Genomic DNA, 26,307 nt, shown 5'->3' with positions numbered 1-26,307 from the left:
CCCCCTGGTGGAGGGGGCGTGAAGGCTTACTTGAAGACCCGGAAACGCACGTCGTCGTCGATGAAGGTCTTGTCGCCGGCAGGTTGCTCTATGCTGCCAAAAGGCATCTGGGCACGGAGCAGCCAGCTGGCGGGCAGGTCCCACTCCTTGCGCACCGCATCGTCGATGAGCGGGTTGTAGTGTTGCAGGGAGGCGCCGATGCCCTCCTGGGCCAGGGTGGTCCAGACCGCGAACTGGGCGATCCCGGTGGCATGTTCGGACCAGATGGGGAAGTTGTCGGCATAGAGAGCGAATTTCTGCTGCAGATCCTCGATGACGGCGGTGTCTTCGAAGAAGAGCACGGTGCCAGCCCCGGCGCGGAAGCTGCCGTTGATCTTGGCTTCACTCTGGGGATAGGCCTCCGGCGGCACTATCTTCTTGAGCTCCGCCTTGACGATGTCCCACAGCTTGTGGTGCTGCTCGCCGAACAGGATGACGGCGCGGGAACTCTGGGAGTTGAACGAAGAGGGGCTGTGCTTGACGGCATCCTTGATGAGGGCGGTCAGCTGGGCCTCGGAGTGGGTCACCCGGTTGCCCAGGGCATAGATGGTACGACGTGCTTTGATCTGTTCGATAAACGGACTGCTCATAACATCTCCTTGGTTGATGAATCATCACCGCCAGCGTTGCCGACAAAGGTCATCTGGCTCCGATTTCTCGAGTCATCGACTATAACACCTTGCGGGCAATAAACCGTCAACGACGAGTAATGACTGTTTCTACTTTTTATGGATATTCACATGACGGATGTGAATATGGCCGTGAGACACCTTGATATCTTTTTTATCATTAGCAGTGGATGTTAATGACTTCAATCAATATATTTTGCAGATTTTTAATCTATAAAATTAATAAAATATGACATTTTATAGAGGGTGGCATGACGGCGGCGCTGATCAAGGAACGCTATTACATACTGACTCCGCTGTCGCTTCTCCTGGGAGGGCTGGTGCTGATCGCCACCCTGTTGCTGGCGGCAGCCAGCTACTTGAGCAGCATCGACAAGACGGTGGCGGGTTACGGTCACATGCTGGCCGCCCTCGACGCCACCCTGTTCCAGGACATGGCGCAGGACAACCGCCGCCAGCTTGGCGTGCTGGAGGCGTCCCTGGACAAGCAGGCCATCGCTGCCGGGGCATCGGCCATCAATCCCATCTGGCCCATTGCCCATCAGTTCAAGTACGACGCCCACTTCCTCTATTTCTACAATGCGCGCACCCATCGGCTCGACGGCTATCCCGACTGGCAGCAACCGGAGGGCTACAGTGCACAGGCGCGGCCTTGGTTCCAGACCCTGTCCGGCGAGGGCGACGAGCTCGTCTGGTTCGGTCCCTACCCGGCGTTCGATTCGGCCCGGCAGGTACTGACTCTCATCAAGCGGGTCAAGGATGATGAGGGGCAACTGCTTGGGCTGCTGATGGTGGACATGTCGTTCAGCGCCTTGCAGGGGGCGTTGCACCGGGCGGTGGGTGAGGATCCGGTGGCTCTCTACATCACCGAGCGCAAGGGGGGCAAGCTGGTGGTGGGGCACAATTTGTCGCTGTTGCCGCCCCGTCTCGAGCGGGAGACGCAGGCGGTCGGCCTGGACGGGTTCTGGGAAGGACGCCACCTGCAACACGCTCTGGAGGGGATGGAGTGGGATCTCAACGTCTATCTTCCCCCCTCCCATTTTCATGAAAACCTGCAAGACACCCTGCTGATGGTGGTGCTGCCCGCCCTGGCATTGCTCTGCATCTGGCTGTGCAGCCTGTGGTTTCTGGTGCGGATCTTTCGTCAGGAGCAGGCGCTGGTGCAGGGCTCGCTCAGCGGCCTCATCCGGGATGAGGCGAGAAAGGAGATCCAGCGGCGTCAGCGAACCTGGTTCGTGCACGGCAGCCTGGGAGAGATAGAACAGGTGCGAAACAGCCTGCTGCAAGGGCAGGATGCCCTGCTCCACGACCCTCTCACCGGCATCCTGAACCGGCGAGCCTTCGATCAGCAGCGGGCGGGGCTGGAGCAGGCGGGGACACCCTACTGGCTGGTGCTGTTCGATGTGGACAACTTCAAGCGCGTCAACGACAGCTGGGGACACGGTGTGGGGGATGCGGTGCTGTTTCGGGTGGCCACCATCATGGCGAGAACCCTGGGGGATGAGCGGGTCTACCGCATCGGGGGCGATGAATTTGCGGCCTTGCTGCCCTGGGAGCAGGCGGAGGTGGAATGTCGCCTGACCCACCTGCTCGGTCGGGTGAAGGCCCTGAAATGGCGGGAGTTCGCCGACGCCATCACCCTGAGCGCCGGCGGCGCGCGCTATCCGGATGATGCCCTGACGCTGCTCCAGCGGGCGGATGCCTGCCTGTACGAGAGCAAGCACCAGGGGCGGGATTGCTGGCATCTGGCGGCGTCGTCGCCCGTTGACGGGGAGGTTGTGACAGTATCTGTCTGACGGTGATCGCTGCAAAAAAGGGCCTTTGGGCCTAGAAAAGGGTCATGACGGGGATGATTTCTCGTGTGACCTTTTTTTTTGATGTGGTTTCAGGTGGTTAGCCTGCTTTCTTGCATCGTGTCGCGAACCGGAGACAGGGAGGGCTGGCCGTGAGGTGCCCCTTGCGGCAGTGGCGCAGGTCAGGGGGCTTTGTATAGTGCAGGGAAAAATAATCAATCATCAGGTTTGACAGGAGTACCCCATGAAAATGAAACCGTTTGGCATGAGCGCACTGGCGCTGCTGGGGGCGTTGCTGTTGGGCACAGGACAGGTGCAGGCATCCGAGACCCTCAATACCATTCTCGGCGGCGGAGCCGGCGGGGTGGCGGGCACCATGATCGGCAAGGAGCTGGGTGGCGACACCGGCGCCCTGGTGGGGGCAGCCCTGGGGGGCGCGGCCGGTGGTGCGGCCACGGCCAATAGAGGCAACAAGAACGAAGCTGCGCTCGGCGGCGCCGTTGGTGCCCTGGGCGGGGCTGCCATCGGCAAGAGCGTCGGTGGCAGCACGGGCCAGCTGATCGGCGCCGGTATCGGTGGTGCCGGTGGCTCCGCCATCGGAGCCAGGACTGGGGATGGTCACGAGAGCCGCGGCGATCGCTATTACGATGACAGGCGCTATCACAAGCACCACAAGAAACACAAAAAGCACCGCAAGCACAGATGGCATGACGACTGATGCCGCGGCAAGCTGACCGACAAAAAGGGGCCTTTGGCCCCTTTTTTTGATCCCGCTGCCGGCCCGTGAGGGGCGGCGAGCGGCCTCTTACACCAGCCGGTGCTGGCGCCTGCCAAGGGAGAAGGCGTTGATGTTGTCGATGAGCTGATCCGCGAGGCGCTGCATCGACTCTTCGCTGGCCCAGGCCACGTGGGGAGTCAGGATGAAATTGGGGTAACGCAGGGCCTGCATCAGGGGGTGATCCGGAGGCGGCGGCTCGACACTCGCCACATCGAAACCGGCGCCCCCCAGACGGCCGTTGCCGAGGGCTTCTAGCAGCGCCTGCTCGTCCACCAGGCCGCCACGGCCCACGTTGATGAGCAGGGCGCCCGGTTTCATCAGGGCCAACTCCCGCTCCCCGATGAGATGGCGGGTGTAGGGGGTGAGCGGGCAGTGCAGGCTGATCACATCCGAACTTTGCAGCAGGGCATCCAGGGGCAGCCTGTCGTCATCCCCCGGGGAGCCGACCTGGCTCTGGGCATAGTAAACCTCCATCCCGATGGCGCTGGCCCGCTGTCCCAGCGCCTGTCCCAGGGTTCCCTTGCCGATGATCCCGAGGCGCTTGCCATGCAGATCCGTGATGGGGTGGTCGAAGAAGCAGAACTGGCCGCTTTGTTGCCAGCGCCCCTCCAGCAGGGACTGGCGCCAGGCGAACAGGTTGCGCGACAGGGCGAGCATCAGGGCCATGGCGTGCTCGGGGACGGAAGGGCCCGAGTAGTTGCGGATATTGCACACGGCAACATTGGCGGCGCGGCACGCCTCCAGATCCAGGTTGTCGCTGCCGGTGGCGGCGAGGGCGATCAGGCGCAGTTCGGGCAGCTGGGCCAGTTCATCGGCCCCGATGTGCACCTTGTTGATGATGGCGATGCTGGCGCACTTGAGCCGCTCCACCACCTGATCCGGCGCCGTGGTCGGGTAGCTTTGCCAGTGATGGGGAAAATCGGGGCGGCGCAGATTGATGCCGGTGTCCAGGGTGTCGCTGTCGAGAAACACGATTTGCTGCATGAAGCCTCCTGCCATTGGTTTGGACATGATGCCAAACATGGAGGGCGGCTGACCAGCGCGGTGGCATCGGGCCAAGTCCGATGGGGAAGGTAAAGGCGGGGGCTGTGCCTCGGAGGGCCTCAGATCCAGCCAAGGTGCGTCAGCCAGCCCTGGATGCGCCCCGGCGTCTCCTCCAGATCCATCAGGGCATAGGGGCGGTAGTTGAGCTTGTGGCTGCGGCGGCTCTCGCTTCTGCGGGCTTCGGCCGCCAGCAGGGGCCAGCGTCCTCCCTCCTCCTGATAGAGATCCAGGGTAGGGATGCTGCCCTGGGCTATCTGCTTGGCGAGGGTCTGGTTGCTCAGCTGGTTGGGGAAGAAGCCGTCGAGCAGCACCAGGGCATCGGGGGCGGGCAACTGCTCGCTGGCGATGAGGTTGGCGGCCCAGGCGGCGCTGGTACCCTGGGCCAGCAGCAGCTTGAAGCCCCCCTCCTGCAGCTTGGCATCCCCCAGCTTACTGATGCGGGAGGCAAACTGCTTGCGAAAATCGTCGATGACCTGCTGTTTCTTCTCGGCGGCGGGGTCGAGCTCGGTCTGCTGCGGCGAGGGGAGCAGCAGCAGGGTATCGAAACCGAGGCGCCCCAGCTCCCGGGTCAGTTGCCACAGCTGGCCGCTGCGCTGCCAGTCGGGCAGCAGGATGACCAGACCCACGTAGTTGTCGCTGTCGTGCTTGGCAAACAGTACCTGTTGCTTGTCCACCCTGGTGCTGTCGGGTATTCCCTGCCAGTCGCTGCTCTGCCAGTAGTCGGGGGGAACCAGGGGGGCTGGATCCGGGGCGGCGCCTGACGTTGCCTGCCCGGCGCCGTGGGCGGCAAAAGCAAGCAGGGTCAGCAGCAGATAGGGGCGAAATGTCATGGGGGATCCTCCAGCACTCCCTCATAGCGGCCTCGCCGGGGGTTTCTTTAGGGCAAGGGGGCACATCGGCATCGGCGGTGGCGAAGAGGGTCTGACCGGCGGGCCGGACACGGGCCCGGGATTGTTCCAAATGGCAAAGCATTCCCGGTTTTGATTGTTCCATCCCGTGACCCATACATGGTTCAGTAAGGGCAGACAGACAGGGGGCCGGGGCATGTCGCCACTGGCCGCAGGCGGAGAATTCTCCCCCCTGTCTCGTCAGAACGAGAGGTTCACCCTCACTTTCCATCGACAGGGAGCGTTATCGCCATGAGCACCTTGGTTCACTTGCCCATCCTCGACCTGAGGCAGCTGGATGCCTTGCCCGACGCCCGGGCCGATTTTCTGGCATCGTTGCGCGATGCCGCGAGAGAGACGGGATTTTTCTACCTGACCGGCCACGGCATCGATCCCGAGCTGCAACAGGAGGTGCAGCAGCTGTCGCGGGCCTTCTTTGCGCTGCCTCTGGCGGCCAAGCAGCAGGTCGCCATGATCCACTCTCCCCATTTTCGTGGCTACAACCGACCGGGGGCGGAGCTGACCCGGGGTCAACCCGACTGGCGAGAGCAGTTTGATATCGGTGCCGATCGCCCAGCCTTGCCGCGAGCGGCGGGCGACCCGCCCTGGTGGCGGTTGCAGGGGCCGAATCAGTGGCCGGAGGCGCTGCCGACACTGCAACCCGTGCTGACGCGCTGGCGTGGGCAGATGACCCGCATGTCCCGTACCCTGCTCGGGGCTTTTGCCGAGGCGCTCGCACTGTCGCCAGATGCCTTCGATGCCCTGCACGGAGAGCGTCCCAACGAACATATCAAGCTGATCCGCTATCCCGGTGAGCGGGGCGCCACCCAGGGGGTCGGTCCCCACAAGGATTCGGGCTTCCTGAGCTTCCTGCTGCAGGATGACCAGCCCGGCCTGCAGGTGGAGGTGGCGCCGGATCACTGGATCGACGCGCTCCCGCTCCCCGGCACCTTCGTGGTCAACATCGGTGAGCTGCTGGAGCTCGCCAGCAACGGCTACCTGCGGGCGACCGTGCACCGGGTGGTGCCGTCGGCGCCGGGGCAGGAGCGTCTCTCCATCGCCTTCTTCCTGGGGGCCCAGCTCGACGCCGTGGTGCCCGTCTATCCGCTGCCCGAGGCACTGGCCCGTGAAGCCAGGGTGCCTGCCACCGACCCGCACAATCCGCTGCTGCGGGAGGTGGGCTGGAACTACCTCAAGGGGCGGCTGCGTTCCCACCCTGACGTGGCATTGCGCCACCATGCCGATCTGTTGCCGGCGCCCCGGGCGCTGGCGGTCGGCGAAACCACCCATTGATTGCATGGCAAGGAGCACAAGATGAACAAGCACGGACTGTTTTCCCTGAGCGGCCTGGTATTGGCCCTCGGACTCTCTCTCTCCGCCCAGGCAGCCCAGGCGCTGCGGGTTGCCGCGGATCCACTGCCCCATGCGGATATCCTCGGCGAGGTGAAACGCCAGGACCCTTCGCTGGATCTGCAGGTGATCGAGCTCAGCGGCGGCATCAATGCCAATGCCCTGTTGGTGGCGGGTGATGTGGATGCCAACTATTTCCAGCACGTCCCTTACCTGCGGGATCAGGAGAAGGCGCTCGGCACCGAGCTGGTGGTGGCCGCGACCGTACACGTGGAGCCTCTTGGCATCTATTCGAAGAAGTTCAAGCACCTGAGGGAGGTACCGGAAAAGGCGGTGATCGCCCTGCCCAACAATGTCACCAACCTGAGCCGGGCCCTCTATCTGTTGCAGCACGAGGGGCTCATCACCCTCAAGGCCGGCCATGAAGATCCGGCGCGGGATCTGGCGACGGTGCACGACATCGCCACCAACCCCAAGGCGCTCAAGATCCTGGAGATCGAGGCGCCGCAGCTGCCGCGCTCCCTCGACGACGTGGATCTGGCGGTGATCAATGGCAACTATGCCCTGGAGGCGGGGTTGGAGCCTGCTCGCGATGCCCTGGGGCTGGAGAGCGCCCAGAACAATCCCTACGCCAACATCCTGGTGACCACCCCGGCGCTCAAGGATGATCCGCGGATCCGCCAGTTGGCGCGGGACCTGGAGTCCAGGGCGATCGCCGACTTCATTCGCAAGAGCTACAAGGGGTCGGTGATCCCGGTGGCCGGGCGGCAGTCATGATAGTGCTGGAGGGGCTCGGCAAGCAGTACCCGGGGCACGGGCAACCCGCTCTGGAGGGAGTGTCGCTCGAGATTCCGGATGGGGCCATCTACGGCATTCTCGGGCGCAGCGGCGCGGGCAAGAGCACGCTCATTCGTTGCCTCAATCTGCTGGAGCGGCCAAGCCGGGGCCGCATCCTGTTCGATGGCCGCGACATCACGGCCCTGGAGGGGGCGGCCTTGCGCCGCCACCGTCAGGGGACCGGCATGATTTTCCAGCACTTCAATCTGCTGCACGCCCGCAGCGTGGAGGAGAACGTGGCGGTCCCGCTGGAAATCGCCGGAGTGGCGCGCCGGGAGCGGGCGGCCCGGGTCAGCGAGCTGTTGGAACTGGTGGGGCTTGGCGAGCACCGTCGCGCCTTTCCCTCCCAGTTGTCGGGGGGACAGAAGCAACGAGTGGGCATCGCCCGCGCCCTGGCCGCCAATCCGCGCCACTTGCTCTGTGACGAGGCGACCAGTGCCCTGGATCCGGAGACCACGGAGTCGGTGCTGGCGCTGCTTGCCGACATCAACCGCCGCCTCGGGATCACCATAGTGCTCATCACCCACGAGCTGGAGGTGGTCAGGGCCATCTGCGATCACGCGGCATTGCTTGAACAGGGTCAGCTGGTGGAAAGCGGTGCTCTGGGCACCCTGCTGGCCAACCCAGACTCCCGCGTGCGGCAGGCCCTGTTGCCGGATCCCGAGATCCTGCGGCGTTTCATGGCGCGTCACGGAGTCACAGAGGAGGTGCGTTTATGCAGAGTCGCCTGAGTGCCGATGCCTTGCTCGAACTGATGTATCAGGGGTCGCTTGAAACGCTCTACATGGTGGGAGTGGCGGCCGTGTTCACCCTGCTGCTGGGGCTGCCGACCGGGGTGCTGCTGGTGGTGACCCGTCCCGGGGGCGTGCTGCCCTTGCCCCGTCTCAACATGGTGCTGGGGATCGGTATCAACATCGGGCGGTCGCTCCCCTTCGTGGTGCTCCTGATCGCCCTGATCCCCCTGACCCGGCTGGTGGTCGGCACCTCACTGGGCAGCACCGCCGCCATCGTCCCCATCACCCTGGGGGCCTTCCCCTTCTTTGCCCGGGTGGTGGAGAGCGCCCTCGATGAGGTGGACAAGGGGCGCGTCGAAGCCGTGCTCGCCATGGGGGGCAGCGGCTGGCACGTGGTCATCAAGGCGCTGCTGCCCGAGGCCTTGCCAGCGCTGCTGGCCGGACTCACCCTGACGGTGGTGATGCTCATTGGCTTCTCCTCCATGGCGGGGGTGGTCGGTGGCGGCGGGCTCGGGGATCTGGCGATCCGCTACGGCTACCAGCGCTTTGATGACAAGGTGATGGCAGGGACCGTGGTCATGTTGCTGCTGCTGGTGCAACTGGTACAGGGGGTGGGGGACAGGCTGGTGCGGGCACTGGCCCATCGCCGCTAGGGGCACGGCTTCTCATCAGGCCGGCCGTGAGGTGCCAGCCAATAAAAAAGCGAGCCTTGGCTCGCTTTTTTTGCAATCACATCAAGGGGTCAACTTAGTTGACGCGACGCTTGAATTCACCGGTACGGGTGTCGATTTCGATCTTGTCACCGATCTCCACGAAGGCGGCAACGGCCAGCTCGTAGGAGGTGCCCTTCAGGCGGGCAGGCTTGGTCACTTTACCGGAGGTGTCGCCACGGGCGGCCGGCTCGGTGTACTCGACTTCACGCACGATGGTGGTCGGCAGTTCTACGGAGATGGCTTTCTCGTTGTAGAAAGTCACTTCGCAGAGGTCTTCCATGCCGTCTACCAGGTAGTTCAGGGCATCACCCAGGTTGTCTTTCTCGACGTCGTACTGGTTGTACTCGGTGTCCATGAAGACATACAGCGGGTCGGAGTAGTAGGAGTAGGTGCACTCTTTACGCTCCAGCTGAACGACTTCCAGCTTGTCGTCGGCCTTGAAGACGGTCTCGGTGGCGCTGCCGTTCAGCAGACCCTTCAGCTTCATCTTGACCACGGCGGAGTTACGGCCGGATTTGTTGAATTCAGCCTTCTGGACCACCATCGGCTCGGTGCCGATCATGACTACGTTACCAGCGCGGATTTCCTGTGCGGTTTTCATGTAAAAAATTCCTGTTCGTGAAACGGACGGATAAAAACTGCCAGATTATATACGGCTTTCTAAAAATTTCACCAACCTCGTGACGAGATCCCCGTCCGCCAGCAGCCTCTGTGGCCAAGTGTGCCCATGTTGCTGCCATATGGCCGCGTATTGCGGCCATTGTGCCCAGAGTTCACCGGTGTGTTTCCCCCGGTTGAGGGCATGGTTGAAGCGGCGCAGCCACTGACCGGCCGGCGCTGGCAAGGGGGAGAGGTAGTGGTCGAGAAAACCGTCCAGCTTGACCATGTGGGCATCCTCTTCCTGCTGGTAGATATGCCAGAGGAAGGGGCGCCCCGCCCACTGGGCCCGCACGAAGGAGTCCTCCCCGCGCACCAGGTTGAGATCGCAGCTCCACAGCAGGCGATCGTAGCCCCTCTGATCGGTCATCGGCAGCAGCTTGATGGTGAGGTTGCCCGCCTGGAGCAGATCTCCGGCCCGGGCTCCGGGAATGGCCGCTGCCAGCCCTGCGCCGATAAGCACGTCGTCGAGGGAGCGCCCCAGCGGCAGCAGCAGGGTGACGGGGGTGACGCTCTGGCGCCAGCCCTCGACCAGGCTCCTGAGCGCCTCGCTCTCGTAGGTAAAGAGGCTGACCCGCAGCTCGTCTTCTCGTTGGGGTGGCAGGCCGAGTCTGGCCCAGTAGGCGGCCAGTCCCGCTTCATCCTGTTGCCAGCGCTCGCGCTCGACGATAAGGCCGTGCTCGCACAGCAAGCCGCCCGTTTTCTGCGTGAAACCCGGGAAGAAGAAGTACTTGTCGAGGCGCTGGCTGCCGACCTGCTGGGGCGAGGCGAGGCCATGGCAATCCTCGACCCAGCTCTCGGCCGAGAGGTATTCGAGGTTGATCCAGCAGGGGGGCATGGTCTGCTCGGCCATGCGTTCGATAAAGGGGGCGGGCAGCTCGCAGGCAAACGCCTCGATGACCACCCTGGCCGGGGTCATGTCGGCGGGGAGGCGCTCGTGCCAGTGCTGGACATAGATGCCATCGACCCACTGACCGTCCTGTGCGGGGTCGAGCGCCGGGCAGATGCGGGCGAAGCTAGCCAGATCGTCCACCCAGAGCCGCACCTGCACCTCACTCTTCTGCGCCGGGAGCGCGCCTTCCTGTTTGAGCTGGCGGGCGAGTCGCCAGGTGACGCCGATGTCACCGAAGTTGTCGACGACGCAGCAGAAGATGTCCCAGTCGAAGGGGGGGAGAGGGCTTGTCATGGCGCAGGGTCCCAGATGCAAAAAAACCGGTGCGCAGGGTAGCACACCGGTTGGCTGGCTTCTAACGGTCGGCTCGGGGCCTAAGGAGGAACTTACTCCTTGCCGTAGACGTTGTTCTCCTGCTCGCGCACCCGGATGAAGGTGGTGCGTTTGGTGAGCTCTTTCAGCTGGCTGGCCCCCACATAGGTGCAGGTGGATCGCACCCCGCCCAGGATGTCGCGCACCGTGTTCTCCACCGGGCCGCGGTAGGGCAGCAGCACGGTTTTGCCTTCGGAGGCGCGATACTCGGCGACGCCGCCGGCGTGCTTGTCCATGGCGCTGGCCGAGCTCATGCCGTAGAACTTCATGAAGGGCTCGCCATCGACCTCGACGATTTCACCGCCGCACTCTTCGTGAGCGGCCAGCATGCCCCCCAGCATCACGAAGTCGGCGCCGCCGCCAAATGCCTTGGCCACATCCCCCGGGCAGGTGCAGCCGCCGTCACCGACGATCTGGCCACCCAGGCCGTGGGCCGCATCGGCACACTCGATGATGGCGGAGAGCTGCGGGTAGCCGACCCCGGTCTTGACCCGGGTGGTGCAGACCGAGCCCGGGCCTATGCCCACCTTGACGATGTCGGCGCCGGAGAGGATCAGCTCCTCCACCATCTCGCCGGTGACCACGTTGCCCGCCAGGATGACGTGGTTCGGGCAGGCCTCGCGGATCTTGCGCAGAAACTCGACGAAGTGCTGGGAGTAGCCGTTGGCCACGTCCACGCAGATGAAGCGCAGGGCGCTGGACATCGCGAGGATCTGGCGGGTTTTGGTGAAGTCCTCCTCCGAGGTGCCGGTGGAGACCATCACATGGCCCAGCAGGGCTGGGTCGGTCTCATTGACGAAGGTTTGCCACTGCGCAAGGCTGTAGTGCTTGTGCACCGCCGTCATCATCTCGAAGCTGGCCAGGGTACGCGCCATGGCGAAGCTGCCGACGGTATCCATGTTGGCGGCGATGACGGGCACGCCCTGCCATTGGGTCTGGGTGTGCTTGAAGGTGAACTGGCGGGTCAGGCTGACTTGGGAACGGCTCTTGAGAGTAGAGCGCTTGGGGCGAAACAGGACATCCTTGAAACCGAGCTTCAAGTCTTCTTCGATACGCATTGCGAATTCCTTATTGAGCCTTGTGTGAGAGCTCACTTTGCAGTGGCAACTTTTCGGCAGGCGCAAAAAAACCGGTGGTTTTCAGGCCCTCCGGTTTACAGCAGTGTAGGCAAAAATCCCGTCAGAACAAGACTGATAATTCACGCACCGCTGTGGTAGCCTTTGGCGTCACAACCTGAGGATGGCCGCCAGCGTCATCCAGCACCCTGTTCTCCCCTCGTTTTCCTGCTGCATTCCCCACTCACGCGCCGTGCCCGGCATGGATTGTCGCCTGTTGGCACCGGGTCCATAGCCCGCTCCCCTGCACGCCAGAATCCGGTTGACCCGGCAGTTGGCTGTGATACATCTGGGCGCAAGACTGACAAGGCGAGAGAGCAAGATGGGCAAGAGAATGGTGGCGGCTGCCATGATGTGGGTGCTGTGCGGCAGTGCGATGGCGGCCCAGACCAGCTATGGCTGGATCGAGAAGGGGGTGCTGATGCCCTACGGAGTGGCGGTCAAGATGAAGCTCGATACCGGTGCCCTCACTTCGTCGCTGGATGCCCGCGACCTGAAGCATTTCAAGAAGGATGGCAAGCCCTGGGTGCGCTTCAACCTGGTGCTGACCGATGCCAATACCGACAAGGTGGTGCGCCGGAGCGTGGAGCGACCGGTGGAGCGCAGCGTGACGGTGCGAGGGGCGGGCGGCATGGAGGAGCGCCCGACGGTGACCATGTCCGTCTGCGTCGGGGACCAGGTCTACAAGGAGTGGTTCACCCTGCGGGATCGCAGCAAGATGATCTACCCGGTGCTGCTGGGGCGCCGTCTGCTGGCGGAGCTGGGACCGGTGGATTCGAGCCGGACCTTCACGGTACAGCCCACCTGCGACTAGGGTGGTGCAGCCATGAAAAACGGGGGCCTGGCCCCCGTTTTTCATGGCGTGCGCAAAGGCTGACCCCTCATGCCTGGCGCGAGGCGGGCAGCAGCACGCTCACTTCGAGCCCCCCTTCAGGCCGGTTGTGGATGTCGAGATCCGCTCCGTGAAGCTGGGCGATGCGCGAGACGATGGCCATGCCAAGGCCCACGCCATCCCCCTGCTGGGGATTGACCCGGAAGAAGCGCTCGCACAGCCGGGAGAGGGCGGCGGTGGGGATGCCGGGGCCGTTGTCCCGCACATCCACCCGGATCCGGTTGCCCACCTGGCTCACCACCACGGCGACCTCGCCGCTCACCTGGGTGTAGCGCAGCGCATTGTCGATGAGGTTGCCGAACATCAGCTCCAGCAACATCGCCTGTCCCATTACCTGCACCTGTTCGGCGCCCTCCAGGGACAGCTGCTGATCCTTTTTCAGGGCGATGGGGGCCAGGGTCGCCAGGGTGCCCTGCAACAGGGGTAACAAGGGAAGGGCGGTGAGGGCCGGGCTCTGCTGGTTGTCGATGCGGGCCTGGGTCAGCAACTGGCGGATCAGCCGATCGCTGCGATCGAGGGCCAAGAGCATCTTGCGCAGTGCCTGCTCCCGGCTCTGATCATCCTCGGCCGTCATGGCGTTCTCGCTGTGGATGCGCAGTACCGCGAGGGGGGTGCGCAGCTCGTGGGCGGCCTCGTTGGTGAACTGTTTCTCCCGATCCAGAGTGTCAGCGAGGGCGTGCATCAGCCGGTTGATCTCCCCCACCAGCGGCGTCAGCTCCTCGGCCTTGATGGCGAGATTGAGGGGGCTCAGGTTGGCGGGATGGCGCTCGCCGATGGCTTGCGCCAGCTGGTGCAGCGGTGACAGCCCCCGGGTGATCAGCCACCACAGCAGACCGAGCAGGAAGGGCAGGGTGATGAAGAGGGGCAGCATGGTGAGGGTGGCCATCTTGCTGGCCAGCTCGCTGCGTTCGTCATCCCGCTCCGCCACGATGAGCCAGGTCTGTTCACCTTCGTTGTAGAGGGTAAAGGTACGCCACTCGTGGTGATCCTTGGTCTCGCTGTTGAAGCCCCGCTCCAGGGTGGTCAACGGTTGGGCCGGGGCATTGGGCGAGCGCAGCAGCACGGCGCCCTGCTCGCTCAGCAACTGGAAGTAGAGGTTGTGCTCGAATTCATGGCCATAGGGGGTGAACTCGTTGTCCTGGCCGAACTGGAAGAAGCCGCCCTTCTCGATGTGGGGCGTCTCGGGGACGGCCTGCACCCACTCCTGGTACACGGTGCCGTTGCGCGGCAGCTCGCCGCTCTGCTTGAGATAGCGGCTGAGCAACTGGTTGGTGATGCGGGCGGACTGGGCGAGACGGGCATCAAACAGCTCTTCCATCTCGTGGTTGGCCTGCAGGTAGCCGATAAGGCCGCTGATGGCGAGGCTGAGGCTGACCAGGGCCAGGATGCCGGAGAGCAGGAAACGGCGGATGGAACGGACACGACTCATGGGGCGGAGGCTCCTCTTGCGCCCTGGACGTCGAGCTGGGGCACGATGTAACCGACGCCGCGAATGTTGCGGATGAGCTCGGGGAAGAATTTCTTGCGCAGGTGGTGAATGTGCACCTCCACCGCGTTGCTCTCTGCCCCCTCGTCCCAGCCGTAGAGGCTCTGTTGCAGTTGATCCCGGCTCAATACCCGGCCGCTCTGGGTGATGAGCTCCTGCAACAGCTTGTACTCATGGGGGGTGAGCTTGACCGGCTCGCCCCGATAGGTGACCTGTTGTGACGCGGGGAAGAGCTGCAGCTCCCCGTACTCCAGCACCGCCTGGGCCTGCCCCTTGCTGCGCCGCACCAGGGCGCGCAGCCGGGCGTTGAGCTCCTGCAGGGCGAAGGGTTTGACCATGTAGTCGTCGGAGCCTGCATCCAGCCCCAGTACCCGGTCGTCCAGGGCATCACGGGCGGTCAGGATGAGCACGGGCAGGGTCAGCCCCTCCCGGCGCAACTTGCGCAGCAGGCTGATGCCGTCGATGTCCGGCAGGTTGAGATCCAGGACAAGGGCGGCAAACTCCTCGCTCTTGAGCGCCGAGAGGGCCGGCATCCCCTGCTGGAGCCAGTCCACCGTGTAGCCGCTGCTGCGCAGGGCATCCACCATGCCGTCTCCCAGCATCACATCATCTTCCACCAACAGGATCCGCATTGTTCTCTCCCTCAAACGACACTGCCCACCAGTATGCTAGCTGGTGGGCAGAGTTGAAATAGCACACTGTGCTGCTTGTATTTACAGCTTGGCGAGACGCTCGCGAATTTCCATTCTGCGGCCCTCGTCCGCCACCTCGCGGCCAGGGCGCGCCGGGGCGGCCAGGGCCTTGTCCAGATAGATCTTCGCCTGTGCCTTGTCACCCTGATCCAGCAGGAAGTCGCCGTAGAAGAAGTTGGGGTCGATGCCGGTGGGATTGATGGCCAGCGCCTGCTTGAGCAGCTTCTCCGCCTTCTCGTCGTCTCCAAAGCCCACCGGCCAGCCCGGTACCTGGTAGTAGAGGGAGCCCAGGCTGGTGTAGGCCGAGCCTTCCAGCGCCTTGGGATCCTGCTTGATGGCGATCTCGAGCTTGGCCTTGGCCTCCTTCACCAGACCAAGGGCGCCGAGGCCGCCCTTGGCCCCCGCCCAGGTGCTCTTGACGATGGCGGACCAGATCAGCAGATCGGTGCGAAATGCCTCCTTGGCACTCGCCTCATCGGCCTTGGCACTCAGGCTCTCCAGGCAGCTCTCCTTGGCTTTTCCGGTCTGCTGGTACTGGCAGTGGGCCCACTCCTGCTGAATGGTGGGCAGGGCATCGGCGGCCTGGGCCAGACCGCTTGCCAGCAGGCCTCCCAGGGCGAGCAACAGGGGGCCGTGACCAAATCGGGGACGGAAAGTGGCGTGCTTCATCTCAATGTTCCTTCTCGTTTGTCGCACAGGCGGGATCGCTCCTGTGATCGGGGGCTGGGGAGGCGGTGCGGCGGGCGTGGCGCTCGATGATCGGGCGCTGCTTGGCCAGGGCCATGTCCACCAAGGCGGGCAGCAGGCCGTTGAGCCGCACAAAGAGCTTTTCCGGCCAGCCGAGCCAGCGGCGGCGTGTCTCGTTGCACAGGGCGATGACGGCCTCCTCGGCCACGTCCTGTGGGCTGTCGGTCCGGGTGCCGAGCTCGGCATTCATGGCATAGGCCGCCTCGGAGTTGAGGTGGGTGCGGGTGGCACGGGGGGCAAAGTGCAGCACCTTGATGCCGGTTCCCTCCAGCTCCCGCCCCAGGGACTCGCTGAAGCCGCGTATGGCGAACTTGCTGGCGCAATAGACGCTGTAGCCGGCAAAACCGATGGCCCCGAGGCTGGAGCCGATGTTCATGATGATGGCGGGCTTGCGCAGCCGGGGCAGCAGGGCCCGGGTGAGCTGGATGGGCGCCTCGACGTTGAGCAGCAACTGGCGTGTCACCTGCTCGCTGCTCTGATCTTCCAGCCAGGCGAACTGGTTGCAGCCCGCACTGTTGATGAGCACGTCCAGCCCCTCGTCCAGGGCCGGATGTTGCAGCAGCTGCGCCCGCTCATGGGGAGAGCCAAGATCGGCCGTCACCGTCTGGTGGCGATCCGGATGAGGCAGCTCCCGGCGCAGGCGCTCCAGGGCGCTGGCCCGACGACCGTGCAGCAGCAGATGGGCACCCTGGGCCGCCAGTTCATGGGCCAGGGCTTCACCAATGCCGCCACTGGCGCCAGTCAGCAGTATGCGTTTGCCTTCAAGCTTCATTGGCAGGATCCCGTGAGCTGATAGAGCATGTCGCCATAGAGGCGGTAGACCACCTTGGCGGCGTGAATGATGGCGGCCTGATCGGCGGCATCTTCCACCCGGTTCATCAGGGATTCGAAGAATTTGAGGTGCTCCTGGTCCAGGGCCCCGTGGGAGCTCAGGTAGCTCATGGCTTGAGGCGGCAGACCCAGACCGCTCTTGAGCTGGTCGGCGACGGTCAGGGCGATGGCGACGCTGGTGCCTTCCAGCACCTGCACCATGCCGAAGAAGCCCATGGGGTTGCCGCGCTGGATCTGGTCGTAGAGGAAGGCCACCATCAGCTCGATGGGCAGGCCCGGCTGGCCGTGGCGCACCGCCTCGGCATCACCGCCGCAGGCACGGATGTCGTTCAGGATCCACTCCTGATGGCCGTACTCCTCGTCGATGTACTCCCTGATGGCGCCACGCACCCATTCGTACTCCTGCCCCAGCTTGCCGCCGGTGGCCATCAGGAGCGGCACCGTGTGGCGCACGTGGTAGTAGGCCTGTGCCAGGAAGGCGAGGTAGGTGTCACGTCTGATGTCGCCGCGGCGGCAGGCCTCGATGATGGGGGCGTTGAACAGGCGTTCGCGCTCGCAGGCGGTGGCTTGTTGCAGGGTCTGGTAGAAGCTCATGAGGTCTCTCCTGTGAGGCATTGGCTGATCTGCCGGGAAAAATGGTGATAAATCTCGTTGCGACGGGGGCGCCCGTTGGCCGTCAGGAGGCCAGGGAGCTGATCCAGGGCGACCGGCAACCAGTGATGGATGCGGGCGTAATCGGGCAACTGCTGGTTGAGCCGGGCAATCTGCTCTGGCAATTGGGACTGGCTGCCCGGCAGCGGCTGGATAAGGGCCACGTTGGCGGGCTGACCGTCACCGAAGATGACGATGCGGGCGATGGCCGGGCAGAGCTGGGCCTGGGCTTCCACCCACTCCGGGGAGAAGTTGCGGCCAAAGGCGGTGATCTGCACGTTCTTCTTGCGCCCCGTGATATGGAGATAGCCCTCCTCGTCGAGCCGACCCAGATCCCCTGTGGCGATCTGGCTGCCCGTCTCGCCCTCTTCCCCCAGGTAGCCCAGCATGGCGCTGCCGCTGACCATGACTTCGCCGTCTGCGGCGATCGTCACCTGGCAGTGGGGCAGAGGCAGGCCGACGCTGCCGGGACGATCCCCGTGGGGGCCGTTCAGGGCGACCACGGAGCCGCATTCGGAGAGACCGTATCCCTCGTAGACCGGCAGCCCCGCCGCACGGGCGTGAGCGATGAGTTCGGGGGCGACCTTGCCTCCGCCCACGGCGACGAAGCGCAGGGTGCCGAGCTGTGTCGCCAGGGCAGGGGTATTGAGGCACAGGGCCAGCAGCAGGCGCAGCAACTCGGGTACCAGCACCAGGCTGTGGCTGGGCCAGCGCAGCAGTGCCTGGGCCAGGGCCGCAGGATCCAGCTTGCTGGAGCCCGAGAAACCGAGTTCCCCCAGGGAGGGGATGCGGCTGCAGGCGCCGGTCAGCAGCGGTACATACAAGCCGGTCAGGTTCTCCAGCAAGGTGGTGAGGGGCAGCAGGGTCAGGTGTTTCTCAACCCGGGCAGGGGCCACCCGCAGGGCAAGGGATCCGCAGACCGCCGTCATCTGTTCCAGCGACAGGCAGACGCCCTTGGGTTGCCCCGTGGTGCCCGAGGTATAGGTGATCTTGGCGGTGCCCGCAGGCAGCTCGGGGAGGCGGGCCGGGATGCGGCGCCACAGGGGCACGGCCTGCTCATCGGGCCTGCCTGCCATGAGCACGAGGGGTGAGGCGGCTTGCCACCCCTGGTGCTCCGGGCCGACCAGGGCGTCTGCTCCGCTGCTTTCCAGCAGCCACGTCTGCTGCGCCGGACTGAAGAAGTGGGGAACCGGGATGACCACGATGCCGGCCCAGGTGCAGGCGAGATCGATCAGTGCCCAGGGCAGGCCGTTGTCGAGTTGCAGGGCCAGGCGGCGGATGCCGGCCCCTTGCAGCACTCCTGCCAGTTGCTGGATCTGCTGCCACAGGCTCTGGTAATCCAGCTCACCCTGGCTGCCTAGCAGCGCAGGCTGGTGCGGGGTCTGGCTGGCATGGTGGGCGATGGTGTCGAACAGCGTCATTGTGCGCACCTCCTGTCGATGTCGGCATGGTTAAAAAGGCGGGGCATGGTCCCCAGCAGGTTGAGCAGCAGGCTGCTCTGTGCGAGTACCTCGCGCCCCTGGTTGATGTCGCCTGCCATCACCTTGGGCTGGCAGCGGTAGTATTCGCCCCAGGCGCTGGCATCCTCTCCCACCTGATGGGCCTGGGCGGGGGCCAGCTCCACCGGGTTGAGACGCAGGCGGGTAAAGCTGTTGCGCAGCTTGGCGGTGCCGGTGAACACCACGTAGTCCAGGGCGTTGTCACACAGCAGACGGCACAGCGCGGCAAACATCAGGCGGGCGTGACCCGGTTCGCTGCAGGCAAGATTGCCCACTTCGATGATGCGGTGGCGGGCCGGACGTACCCCGAGACGGGTCTCGATGGCGGCCTCGACAGGCTGCTCCAGATATTGCTCCAGATAGAGAGGTTGCTCGTGCTCGCCATGGCAGGCCTGGTTAAGGCCGCAGGCACCGACCAGCACGCCATCAGCCCGGTATAGCCCGAGCAGGCAGGGCAGAAAATGGGGAATGCGGGCGTTGAACTCGAGGGTGTAGGCGGCCTGGATATAGGTTTGCAGCGCCATGACCTGCTGCGGGGATTCAGCCAGGATCAACCGGTAGGGGGCTTGGATCTCGATGGTCATGGTTGGCTCCTTCTCTTGCGATGGGATGAGAGTAAAAGGGCAAACTTAAGAAACCCTTAAGGCGCAAAAAAAGACGAAAAAAACTGGCGGGGGGTGAACGGGGGTCGATGGGGGCTCCAGACAAAACAGTTGCCAGCAGCGGGCGTGGCAGGCAATCTGCCCCGCTGTCGCCACCCGAGGAGCTGCCATGTCATCCCCTGTTCACTGTCCCCTGTGTCTCTCCCCTCGGCACCATGCCCTGCCGGTGGCGGGCAAGGGCTATTACCGCTGCCTGGCGTGCGAGCTGGTCTGGATGGACGAGGCGGACCACCTGGACGAGGGAGCCGAGAAGGCGGTCTATGACGGGCACGACAACCGGGTGGACGATCCCCGCTACCGGGCCTTTCTGATGCGTGCCTTTGGCGAGGTGCTGGCCCGGGTGTCGCCTCCTGCCAGCGGCCTCGATTTTGGCTGCGGCCCCGGGCCTGCCCTCATCGCCATGGGGCGGGAGGCGGGCTTCGAGATGGCGGGCTACGACAAGTTCTATGCCGACGACCCAGAGTGCCTGACAAGGCAATACGACTTCATCACCAGCACCGAGGTGATAGAGCACATCGCCACCCCCCGCGCCGTGCTGGACACGCTCTGGGGCTGTCTCAAGCCCGGCGGGGTGCTGGTGTTGCAGACCCAGCGGGTGCTGGGGGACGAGCGCTTCAAGACCTGGCGCTATCGCCACGATCCCACCCACATCGTCTTCTTCGCCGAGGCCTCATTCCGTGCCCTGGCGGTCCGCTGGCAGGCAGCGGTCGAGTTTCCTCATGCGGATGTGGCGCTGTTCACCAAACCCTGAGCCGGGCGTTTTCATTTGGCCATGAGTTGGGCATGCTGGTGGCCTGATACTCAGGAACGGATGCGCCTATCTCCATGTCGATCCCCCACCTCTCATTGCAAGACGCCCGCCACCTGCAACTGGCGGCCCAGGGGCTGCTGACCCCGCGCCGCGCCAGAGCAACCCCCGCCGACCTGCTCGCCTGCATTCGCCGTATGGCGTTGCTGCAGATAGACACCATCTCCGTGGTGGCCCGCAGCCCCTATCTGGTGCTGTTCAGCCGCCTTGGCCACTACGATCCGCGCTGGCTGGAACAACTGCTGGCCGATGGTGATCTTTTCGAATACTGGGCCCACGAGGCCTGTTTCGTCCCCCGGGAAGATTACCGGCTGCTGCGCCATCGCATGCTGGATCCCGCCGCCATGGGCTGGAAGTTCTCCGCCCAGTGGCTCAAGACCCACGGCGGCGAGATAGCGCAGATAGTGGAGCGCATTCGCCAGGATGGCCCGGTGCGGGCGGCAGACTTCGAGCGCAAGGGGGACAAGGGCAACGGCTGGTGGGACTGGAAGCCCGAAAAGCGCCACCTGGAGGTGCTGTTTACCGCAGGCCAGCTGATGGTGCGCGAACGGCGCAATTTCCAGCGGGTCTACGATCTCGCCGAGCGGGTCATGCCGGAGTGGAATGACGAGCGGGATCTGCCGAGTCCTGATCTCGCCCGGCGGGACATGGTGCGAGCCAGTTGCCGGGCGCTGGGGCTGGTCAAGACCGGCTGGGTGGCGGATTACTATCGCCTTAAACGGGGGAAATACGACGCCCTGCTCCACCAGCTGGCGGACGAGGGGGAGCTGTTGCCGGTACGAGTGGAGGGGTGGCAGCACGGAGCCTTCGTTCACGCCTCCCTGGCCGATGAACTGGTCCGGGCCCAGGCGGGCTCCCTCAAGGCGAGCCACACCGCCGTGCTCTCGCCCTTTGACCCGCTGGTGTGGGATCGCAAGCGGGCCAGCGAGTTGTTTGGCTTTGACTATCGCATCGAGTGCTATACCCCGGCCCCCAAGCGCCAGTACGGTTATTTCGTGCTGCCGTTGCTGCATCGCGGCAAGCTGGTGGGCAGGATGGACGCCAAGGCCCATCGCAAGGAGGGGGTGTTTGAGGTCAAGAGCCTCTATCTGGAAGACGGGGTCAGGGTGACCCGGACCCTGGCCCAGGATCTGGGCAAGGCCATCCAGAAGCTGGCGCAGTGGCACCAGACCCCGCTGCTGCGTTATGGCAACGTTCCTGCTCCCTTGTTGGCTCAATGGCAGGAGGTGGCACGCTGAGGAAGGACGCCTACCCTCGCATCAAGCCGGGCAGCACCAGCGCAACGGCCGCGGTGATGCGCTCGCGAATGTCGCTGCCCGGCGCCAGCAAGCCGAGCGCCATCTGGCGCAGCGGCTCCGCCATGGTCATCGCCAGCAGCAGATCGCTGGTCTGGGCGGCGTCCAGCTCGTGCAGCCAGCCCAGTTGCTGCTGGCGCTGTAGCCACGCCGCCAGCGTAGCTCTGCCGCGGGCAATGCCGTTCTCCTGATAGGCCGCCAGCAGGGTATCCCGCCCCGCGAATTCATGTTGCAGTAGCCGGAACATGCCCACCGCCGGTGCGCTCAGCACCTGATCTGCAATCGCCTGCAAGCCCTGCTCCAGCATCTCTCCCAGTGCCTCGGGGTGGGTTGCATCCTGCTCGAAGGCCGGCTGGAAGGCATCGGTCCAGCTGCGCACCGCCTGCGCTACCAGCTCGTCGCGATTGGCGGCGAAGCGGTAGAGGGTCTTCTTGGCAACCCCCGCCTCTTTGGCCACCGCATCCACGGTCGCAGCGCTGTAGCCCCCCTTGAGCAACAAGGTCAGCGTCGCTTCGGCAAGGGCGGCGCGCAGGTCGGCTTCCGGGGTGACCGGACGGCCTCGTGAGCGTGTCTCTTCATCGGTTTGCTGTGACATGATTGGCTCCTGTAAAGCATTGACAGACCCAGCATACAGGCATAGCTTAAATTAGGAAACGAATTTCGTTTCGTAATTTATTGGAGTCTCATCATGGATACTTCCCCGTTGTTTGCCCCCTGGGGCGTCAATGACATCAACGAGTTGCTCAGGCCGCAGCCGCTGCGCCTGGAAATGGGTCTGACTCGCAGCACCGACGGCCTGCTGACGGTCGCCATCCGCACCGATCTGCACGGCTGCAAGGGGCGCATGCTGGATTGGTGGTTCACCTTCTTCGAAACGACCCAGCACATCAGGTGGTGGCACCCCCACGATCATGTCGAGCACCGGGGCTGGGATCATCACTGGAAAAAAGGGGAGCGCTTCGTGGGAGCCAGCATAGAGGCGGTGGAGTGGCTTGCCGAGCTGCCGCCGGTGGCAGCTCGCCTCAAGTTCCACGGTGCCGAAGAGGTGTTTGCCCCGCAGCCGCTGCAGGAGGCGCGGGAGACGCAGGCTCTCTCTGCCGCCATCTGCGCCCGTATCGGCTTTGGCGACGAGGTGGCGCTGGATGAGCAGGGGGCGCCGCTGGATGGCGAGATGCTGCACCTGGCGCGCGATACCCCATACGGCTGTGTGCTGCGCAGCCGCTTCCTGCTGGGCAAGGCCTGCACCAATCCGCTTGACGAGGTGCCGGACGAGATAGGCTTCAACCTGATGCGCCACTGCTACAGCGAATTCAGCTATCTGGCGCAGTTTCTGCCGTCGCTCTACTACGCGGAAAACGGTCGTGAGCCGGCACCGAGGCTCTGGTGAAGGATGCCGAACGAGTGCGCAGGCCAGCTGCCGGATGGAGATGAGCCGCGGAAGATGGTCATAAAAAAACCGGGCACTGGGCCCGGTTTGTTATGCAGTCAGGATGTGCTTACTGGAGCACCAGTACCATCAGCAGGCCGACGGTGATGGCGGACACCAGGAAGGCGAAGCCATAGAACACATAGTGGTGCAGCTTGGTGGTGTGGATCCCCAGATCATGCAGGCCGTGGTAGATGCGGTGCATGCCGTGCCAGACGGGCAGGGCGATGATCACCAGCAGGATGCAGGCACCCCACCAGGAGCTGGCGAATGCCAGCACGCGCTCGTAGCTCATGGTCTCCACGTCCATGATGCCCATGGGCACCAGCAGACCTGTGATGAGGACAATGACCGGCAGCAGCATGGCAACCACCATGCCACCCGCACCAAACAGACCCCAGTAAATTGGCTCGTCAGAACGTCTCATATTTTTTCCTCAAATCATGATTGAGTGATCGTGGCCAACGTTTCTGAGTGAGAGCCCGGTACCAAACAGACACCAATAACCGGGTTCGTCAGAACGTCTTATGGTTTTCTCCTCAGGCCACGATGATCAGGACAAGCAGGGATACCGCCGCCAGCGCCACATACTGGGCGATGACGATCGGCTTCTCCGGCACCAGGTCTTCGCCACGGAAGATGCGCATGGCTTTCGGGGCCAGTGCGAACCAGGTCTTGGCGTGGAACAGGCAGGCTGCCAGGGCGATGACGTGGAACAGAATGGCAATGGGGCTCTGCAGGGATTCCAGCCAGCCGTTGAATGCCTCCTGACCCTGTACCAGGCGCAGCAGACCCCACATCAGCACGACGGCGTAGATGGAGACGAAGATGCTGGTGCCTTCGCGGATCATGTAACCGGTGTAGAAGGCATTCTTCAGCCACCAGTCTTTCTTCATCTCGCGCACGTAAGGCTTACGTTTGCTTTGGGTGTTGTTCATGGTCTCACTCCTGGTCTCAATCCGGCTTGAACATGGCGATCATGTAGTCCTTGGCGCTCTCGACCTTGCCAAGCTGGATGGCGGCGGCCGGATCCACGCCTTTCGGGCACACTTCGGAGCAGTAGCCCACGAAGGTACAGCCCCAGACGCCTTCGTCCTGGCTGATGATCTTCATCCGCTCCCTGGACGCGCTGTCGCGGTTGTCGGCGTTGTAGCGATAGGCCAGCGCCAGTGCTGCCGGACCGGTGAACTTCTTGTTGATGCCATATTGCGGGCAGGCCGCGTAGCACAGACCGCAGTTGATGCACATGGAGAACTGGTGATACTTCGCCATGTCAGCCGGCGTCTGGGTGTACTCGCCGTCGCACAGGCTGCGCGGCTCGGACGGGATGATGTAGGGCTTGATGCTCTCCAGCTTCTCGATGAAGTCGGACATGTCGACCACGAGATCGCGCTCGATCGGGAAGTTGTTGAGGGGCTCTATGGTCATCTTGCCCGGCAGGTAATCCCGCAGGAAGGTCTTGCAACCGAGTTTCGGAATGCCGTTGACCATCATGCCGCAGGAGCCGCAGATCGCCATCCGGCAGGACCAGCGGAAGCTCAAGGTGGAGTCCAGATGATCCTTGATGTATTGCAGCGCATCCAGCAGGGACATCTCTTTGAGGTAGGGCACCTGGAAGGTCTGCATCCAGGGCTCGTTATCCTGCTCGGGACGGTAGCGCAGGATTTCAATTTCGATCATCTCAGCCATTCTTCTTAGCCTCGTCTTGTTTCTCACCCTCGGAACCGTACACGCGCTTGGCCGGTTGGGATTTAGTGATCTTCACATCGGAATAGTCGATGGTCGGGGCCCCTTCGCCGTTGTAGAAGGAGAGAGTGTGCTTGAGGAAGTTGACGTCATCGCGCTCCTCGTAACCGTCCAGACGCTGGTGGGAACCGCGGGACTCTTTGCGGTTGATGGCGGAGTGCGCCATGGCTTCCGCCACGTCCAGCATGTAGCCCAGCTCGATGGCGTACAGCAGGTCGGTGTTGAAGACCGAGGACTTGTCGTTGATCTTGATCTTCTTGTAACGGGCTTTCAGCTCGTTGATCTTGTCGATGGTGCCCTGCATCAGCTCTTCGGTACGGTAGATACCGACACCGGCTTCCATGGACATGCCCAGTTCGTTGCGGATATCCGCCGGGTTTTCGGTGCCGTCGATGTCCAGCAGGGAGAGGTGCTGCTTGATGAGCGCCTCGGCCTTGGCGACCAGCGCCTGGGTGTTGCCGTGTTGCTGGGTGGCGGCAAACTCGGCTGCCTGCTCACCGGCCACCTTGCCGAAGACCACGATCTCGGACAGGGAGTTGGAACCCAGACGGTTGGCGCCGTGCAGACCGACGGAGGCACATTCGCCAGCGGCATAGAGACCGGCCAGACGAGTGGCGCACTTGCCGTCGGTTTCGATGCCACCCATGGTGTAGTGGGCGGTCGGACGTACCGGAATCGGCTCTTTTACCGGATCCACACCCACATAGGCCTTGGCCAGTTCGCAGATGAAGGGCAGACGCTCTTTCAGGTACTTCTCGCCAAGGTGGCGCAGGTCGAGGTGAACCACGTCGCCCATGGGGCCCTGGATCACGCGGCCTTTTTGCTGCTCCTGCCAGAAGGCCTGGGAGAGACGGTCGCGCGGACCCAGCTCCATGTGCTTGTTCTTCGGCTGGCCGACCGGGGTTTCCGGGCCCAGACCGTAATCTTGCAGGTAGCGATAGCCATCCTTGTTGAGCAGGATGCCACCCTCACCACGACAACCTTCGGTCATCAGGATGCCGGTGCCCGGCAGACCGGTCGGGTGATACTGGACGAACTCCATGTCCCGCAGCGGTACGCCGTGGCGGTAGGCCAGGGCCATGCCGTCACCGGTGACGATGCCGCCGTTGGTGTTGTAGCGATAGACACGACCTGCGCCGCCGGTGGCCAGCACCACGGACTTGGCCTGGATGAAGCGGGTGATGCCGTTCTGGATGTCAAAGGTGACGACACCCTGGACGCGGCCATCTTCCACGATGAGATCCAGACAGAAGTGCTCGTCGAAGCGCTTGATGGTCGGGTACTTGATGGAGGTCTGGAACAGGGTGTGCAGGATGTGGAAGCCGGACTTGTCGGCGGCGAACCAGGTGCGGGGGATCTTCATCCCGCCGAAACGGCGAACGTTGGCCTTGCCGTCCGGTTTGCGGCTCCAGGGGCAACCCCAGTGCTCCAGCTGGATCATCTCGTTGGTGGCGTTGTTGACGAAGTACTCGACCACGTCCTGCTCACACAACCAGTCACCACCGGAGACGGTGTCGTTGAAGTGGTTTTCCAGGGAGTCGTCATCACGGACGACGCCTGCGGCGCCACCTTCGGCGGCCACTGTGTGGCTGCGCATCGGATAGACCTTGGAAATCAGGGCGATTTCCAGCTCCGGGTGGGCTTCTGCAATGGCGATTGCGGCACGCAGGCCACCGCCACCGGCACCGATGATGGCAACATCGGTCTTGATAATATCCACATCTGCCTCCTT

At 63.7% G+C, this 26,307-nt stretch carries 28 protein-coding genes; 10 read left to right on the top strand and 18 right to left on the bottom strand.

Going from position 1 to position 26,307, the window contains the following annotated elements; all coding sequences use genetic code 11:
• Nucleotides 1-26: 26 nt before the first annotated feature.
• Nucleotides 27-629: a nitroreductase family protein gene (locus AB5Y59_RS14920; protein ID WP_010673779.1), complete on the bottom strand. Its 603-nt coding sequence runs from the start codon at nucleotides 627-629 to the stop codon at nucleotides 27-29.
• Between the two features lie 290 nt (nucleotides 630-919).
• Here AB5Y59_RS14920 and AB5Y59_RS14915 point away from each other — a divergent pair, with 290 nt between their 5' ends.
• Nucleotides 920-2,464: a diguanylate cyclase gene (locus tag AB5Y59_RS14915; RefSeq protein WP_368212259.1), complete on the top strand. Its 1,545-nt coding sequence runs from the start codon at nucleotides 920-922 to the stop codon at nucleotides 2,462-2,464.
• A gap of 241 nt (nucleotides 2,465-2,705) precedes the next feature.
• The gene (locus tag AB5Y59_RS14910) at nucleotides 2,706-3,179 is read left to right on the top strand and encodes a YMGG-like glycine zipper-containing protein (protein ID WP_039041096.1); all 474 of its coding nucleotides are present in this window, start codon (nucleotides 2,706-2,708) and stop codon (nucleotides 3,177-3,179) included.
• An 87-nt stretch (nucleotides 3,180-3,266) separates the two neighbouring features.
• Here AB5Y59_RS14910 and AB5Y59_RS14905 read toward each other — a convergent pair whose 3' ends face one another.
• Nucleotides 3,267-4,223 carry a D-2-hydroxyacid dehydrogenase gene (locus tag AB5Y59_RS14905; RefSeq protein ID WP_368212258.1) on the bottom strand — a complete coding sequence of 319 codons (957 nt, stop codon included), beginning with the start codon at nucleotides 4,221-4,223 and terminating at the stop codon, nucleotides 3,267-3,269.
• 119 nt (nucleotides 4,224-4,342) lie between these two features.
• Nucleotides 4,343-5,113 (bottom strand): DUF3530 family protein, encoded by a 771-nt coding sequence (locus AB5Y59_RS14900; protein ID WP_368212256.1) that lies wholly within the window; start codon nucleotides 5,111-5,113, stop codon nucleotides 4,343-4,345.
• A 309-nt stretch (nucleotides 5,114-5,422) separates the two neighbouring features.
• On the opposite strand from AB5Y59_RS14900, the gene AB5Y59_RS14895 reads away from it, so the two are divergent.
• Genes AB5Y59_RS14895 through AB5Y59_RS14880 form a run of 4 tightly spaced genes read left to right on the top strand, consistent with a single transcriptional unit; the run spans nucleotide 5,423 to nucleotide 8,744 of the window.
• Nucleotides 5,423-6,463: an isopenicillin N synthase family dioxygenase gene (locus tag AB5Y59_RS14895; protein ID WP_368212255.1), complete on the top strand. Its 1,041-nt coding sequence runs from the start codon at nucleotides 5,423-5,425 to the stop codon at nucleotides 6,461-6,463.
• Nucleotides 6,464-6,484: 21 nt separating this feature from the next.
• Entirely contained in the window at nucleotides 6,485-7,297 is an 813-nt protein-coding gene (locus AB5Y59_RS14890) for a MetQ/NlpA family ABC transporter substrate-binding protein (RefSeq protein WP_010673785.1), read from the top strand.
• Nucleotides 7,294-8,088, top strand: coding sequence for a methionine ABC transporter ATP-binding protein (locus AB5Y59_RS14885; protein WP_128273433.1), 795 nt, complete (start codon nucleotides 7,294-7,296; stop codon nucleotides 8,086-8,088). Before AB5Y59_RS14890 ends, AB5Y59_RS14885 begins: the two co-directional genes overlap by 4 nt.
• Entirely contained in the window at nucleotides 8,073-8,744 is a 672-nt protein-coding gene (locus tag AB5Y59_RS14880; RefSeq protein WP_323917356.1) for a methionine ABC transporter permease, read from the top strand. Before AB5Y59_RS14885 ends, AB5Y59_RS14880 begins: the two co-directional genes overlap by 16 nt.
• A 94-nt stretch (nucleotides 8,745-8,838) precedes the next feature.
• Here the strand turns inward: AB5Y59_RS14880 and efp are convergent, their stop codons facing one another.
• The 3 genes from efp to AB5Y59_RS14865 form a co-directional block, all read right to left on the bottom strand.
• The gene (gene efp, locus AB5Y59_RS14875; protein WP_010673788.1) at nucleotides 8,839-9,405 is read right to left on the bottom strand and encodes an elongation factor P; all 567 of its coding nucleotides are present in this window, start codon (nucleotides 9,403-9,405) and stop codon (nucleotides 8,839-8,841) included.
• A 45-nt stretch (nucleotides 9,406-9,450) separates the two neighbouring features.
• Nucleotides 9,451-10,647, bottom strand: coding sequence for an elongation factor P maturation arginine rhamnosyltransferase EarP (gene earP / locus AB5Y59_RS14870; RefSeq protein WP_368212253.1), 1,197 nt, complete (start codon nucleotides 10,645-10,647; stop codon nucleotides 9,451-9,453).
• Nucleotides 10,648-10,739: 92 nt separating this feature from the next.
• The gene (locus AB5Y59_RS14865) at nucleotides 10,740-11,783 is read right to left on the bottom strand and encodes a GMP reductase (protein WP_039041089.1); all 1,044 of its coding nucleotides are present in this window, start codon (nucleotides 11,781-11,783) and stop codon (nucleotides 10,740-10,742) included.
• A gap of 409 nt (nucleotides 11,784-12,192) precedes the next feature.
• Between AB5Y59_RS14865 and AB5Y59_RS14860 the strand changes: the two genes are divergently transcribed.
• Nucleotides 12,193-12,654, top strand: a complete 462-nt coding sequence (locus tag AB5Y59_RS14860) for an ATP-dependent zinc protease (protein WP_368212307.1) — start codon at nucleotides 12,193-12,195, stop codon at nucleotides 12,652-12,654.
• A 67-nt stretch (nucleotides 12,655-12,721) separates the two neighbouring features.
• Here AB5Y59_RS14860 and AB5Y59_RS14855 read toward each other — a convergent pair whose 3' ends face one another.
• The 7 genes from AB5Y59_RS14855 to AB5Y59_RS14825 form a co-directional block, all read right to left on the bottom strand.
• Nucleotides 12,722-14,161: an ATP-binding protein gene (locus AB5Y59_RS14855; RefSeq protein WP_368212251.1), complete on the bottom strand. Its 1,440-nt coding sequence runs from the start codon at nucleotides 14,159-14,161 to the stop codon at nucleotides 12,722-12,724.
• Entirely contained in the window at nucleotides 14,158-14,850 is a 693-nt protein-coding gene (locus AB5Y59_RS14850) for a response regulator (RefSeq protein ID WP_201894349.1), read from the bottom strand. Before AB5Y59_RS14850 ends, AB5Y59_RS14855 begins: the two co-directional genes overlap by 4 nt.
• Before the next feature lie 81 nt (nucleotides 14,851-14,931).
• Entirely contained in the window at nucleotides 14,932-15,579 is a 648-nt protein-coding gene (locus tag AB5Y59_RS14845; RefSeq protein WP_052814486.1) for a tetratricopeptide repeat protein, read from the bottom strand.
• 1 nt (nucleotide 15,580) lies between these two features.
• Nucleotides 15,581-16,429, bottom strand: a complete 849-nt coding sequence (locus AB5Y59_RS14840) for an SDR family oxidoreductase (RefSeq protein ID WP_052814487.1) — start codon at nucleotides 16,427-16,429, stop codon at nucleotides 15,581-15,583.
• Complete coding sequence (locus AB5Y59_RS14835) at nucleotides 16,426-17,082, bottom strand: TenA family transcriptional regulator (RefSeq protein ID WP_368212250.1); 657 nt, start codon at nucleotides 17,080-17,082, stop codon at nucleotides 16,426-16,428. The genes AB5Y59_RS14840 and AB5Y59_RS14835 overlap by 4 nt, the downstream gene beginning before the upstream one ends.
• Nucleotides 17,079-18,560 (bottom strand): AMP-binding protein, encoded by a 1,482-nt coding sequence (locus AB5Y59_RS14830; RefSeq protein ID WP_182935359.1) that lies wholly within the window; start codon nucleotides 18,558-18,560, stop codon nucleotides 17,079-17,081. The genes AB5Y59_RS14835 and AB5Y59_RS14830 overlap by 4 nt, the downstream gene beginning before the upstream one ends.
• Nucleotides 18,557-19,222: a thermostable hemolysin gene (locus tag AB5Y59_RS14825; protein ID WP_368212248.1), complete on the bottom strand. Its 666-nt coding sequence runs from the start codon at nucleotides 19,220-19,222 to the stop codon at nucleotides 18,557-18,559. Before AB5Y59_RS14825 ends, AB5Y59_RS14830 begins: the two co-directional genes overlap by 4 nt.
• A gap of 187 nt (nucleotides 19,223-19,409) precedes the next feature.
• On the opposite strand from AB5Y59_RS14825, the gene AB5Y59_RS14820 reads away from it, so the two are divergent.
• Entirely contained in the window at nucleotides 19,410-20,051 is a 642-nt protein-coding gene (locus tag AB5Y59_RS14820) for a class I SAM-dependent methyltransferase (protein ID WP_279989865.1), read from the top strand.
• 74 nt (nucleotides 20,052-20,125) lie between these two features.
• On the top strand, nucleotides 20,126-21,346 hold the full coding sequence (locus tag AB5Y59_RS14815; RefSeq protein WP_223955683.1) for a winged helix-turn-helix domain-containing protein: 1,221 nt from the start codon (nucleotides 20,126-20,128) through the stop codon (nucleotides 21,344-21,346).
• 10 nt (nucleotides 21,347-21,356) lie between these two features.
• Here AB5Y59_RS14815 and AB5Y59_RS14810 read toward each other — a convergent pair whose 3' ends face one another.
• Nucleotides 21,357-21,998 (bottom strand): TetR/AcrR family transcriptional regulator, encoded by a 642-nt coding sequence (locus tag AB5Y59_RS14810; protein WP_319892490.1) that lies wholly within the window; start codon nucleotides 21,996-21,998, stop codon nucleotides 21,357-21,359.
• 93 nt (nucleotides 21,999-22,091) lie between these two features.
• Here AB5Y59_RS14810 and AB5Y59_RS14805 point away from each other — a divergent pair, with 93 nt between their 5' ends.
• Complete coding sequence (locus AB5Y59_RS14805; RefSeq protein ID WP_368212246.1) at nucleotides 22,092-22,790, top strand: hydrolase; 699 nt, start codon at nucleotides 22,092-22,094, stop codon at nucleotides 22,788-22,790.
• 109 nt (nucleotides 22,791-22,899) lie between these two features.
• On the opposite strand, the gene frdD is transcribed toward AB5Y59_RS14805, so the two are convergent.
• The 4 genes from frdD to frdA form a co-directional block, all read right to left on the bottom strand.
• The gene (frdD, locus tag AB5Y59_RS14800) at nucleotides 22,900-23,256 is read right to left on the bottom strand and encodes a fumarate reductase subunit FrdD (RefSeq protein ID WP_010673803.1); all 357 of its coding nucleotides are present in this window, start codon (nucleotides 23,254-23,256) and stop codon (nucleotides 22,900-22,902) included.
• A 112-nt stretch (nucleotides 23,257-23,368) separates the two neighbouring features.
• Nucleotides 23,369-23,767 carry a fumarate reductase gene (locus AB5Y59_RS14795; protein ID WP_049636550.1) on the bottom strand — a complete coding sequence of 133 codons (399 nt, stop codon included), beginning with the start codon at nucleotides 23,765-23,767 and terminating at the stop codon, nucleotides 23,369-23,371.
• 16 nt (nucleotides 23,768-23,783) lie between these two features.
• On the bottom strand, nucleotides 23,784-24,518 hold the full coding sequence (locus AB5Y59_RS14790; RefSeq protein ID WP_042065016.1) for a succinate dehydrogenase/fumarate reductase iron-sulfur subunit: 735 nt from the start codon (nucleotides 24,516-24,518) through the stop codon (nucleotides 23,784-23,786).
• Nucleotides 24,511-26,295, bottom strand: coding sequence for a fumarate reductase (quinol) flavoprotein subunit (gene frdA / locus AB5Y59_RS14785; protein ID WP_010673806.1), 1,785 nt, complete (start codon nucleotides 26,293-26,295; stop codon nucleotides 24,511-24,513). Before frdA ends, AB5Y59_RS14790 begins: the two co-directional genes overlap by 8 nt.
• Nucleotides 26,296-26,307: the final 12 nt, after the last annotated feature.

The organism is Aeromonas sp. s10, from assembly GCF_040907975.1.
Taxonomy (GTDB): Bacteria; Pseudomonadota; Gammaproteobacteria; order Enterobacterales; family Aeromonadaceae; genus Aeromonas; species Aeromonas caviae.
Note: the sequence above shows the minus strand (reverse complement) of the source record. Positions and strands in the feature narration are given on the sequence as shown.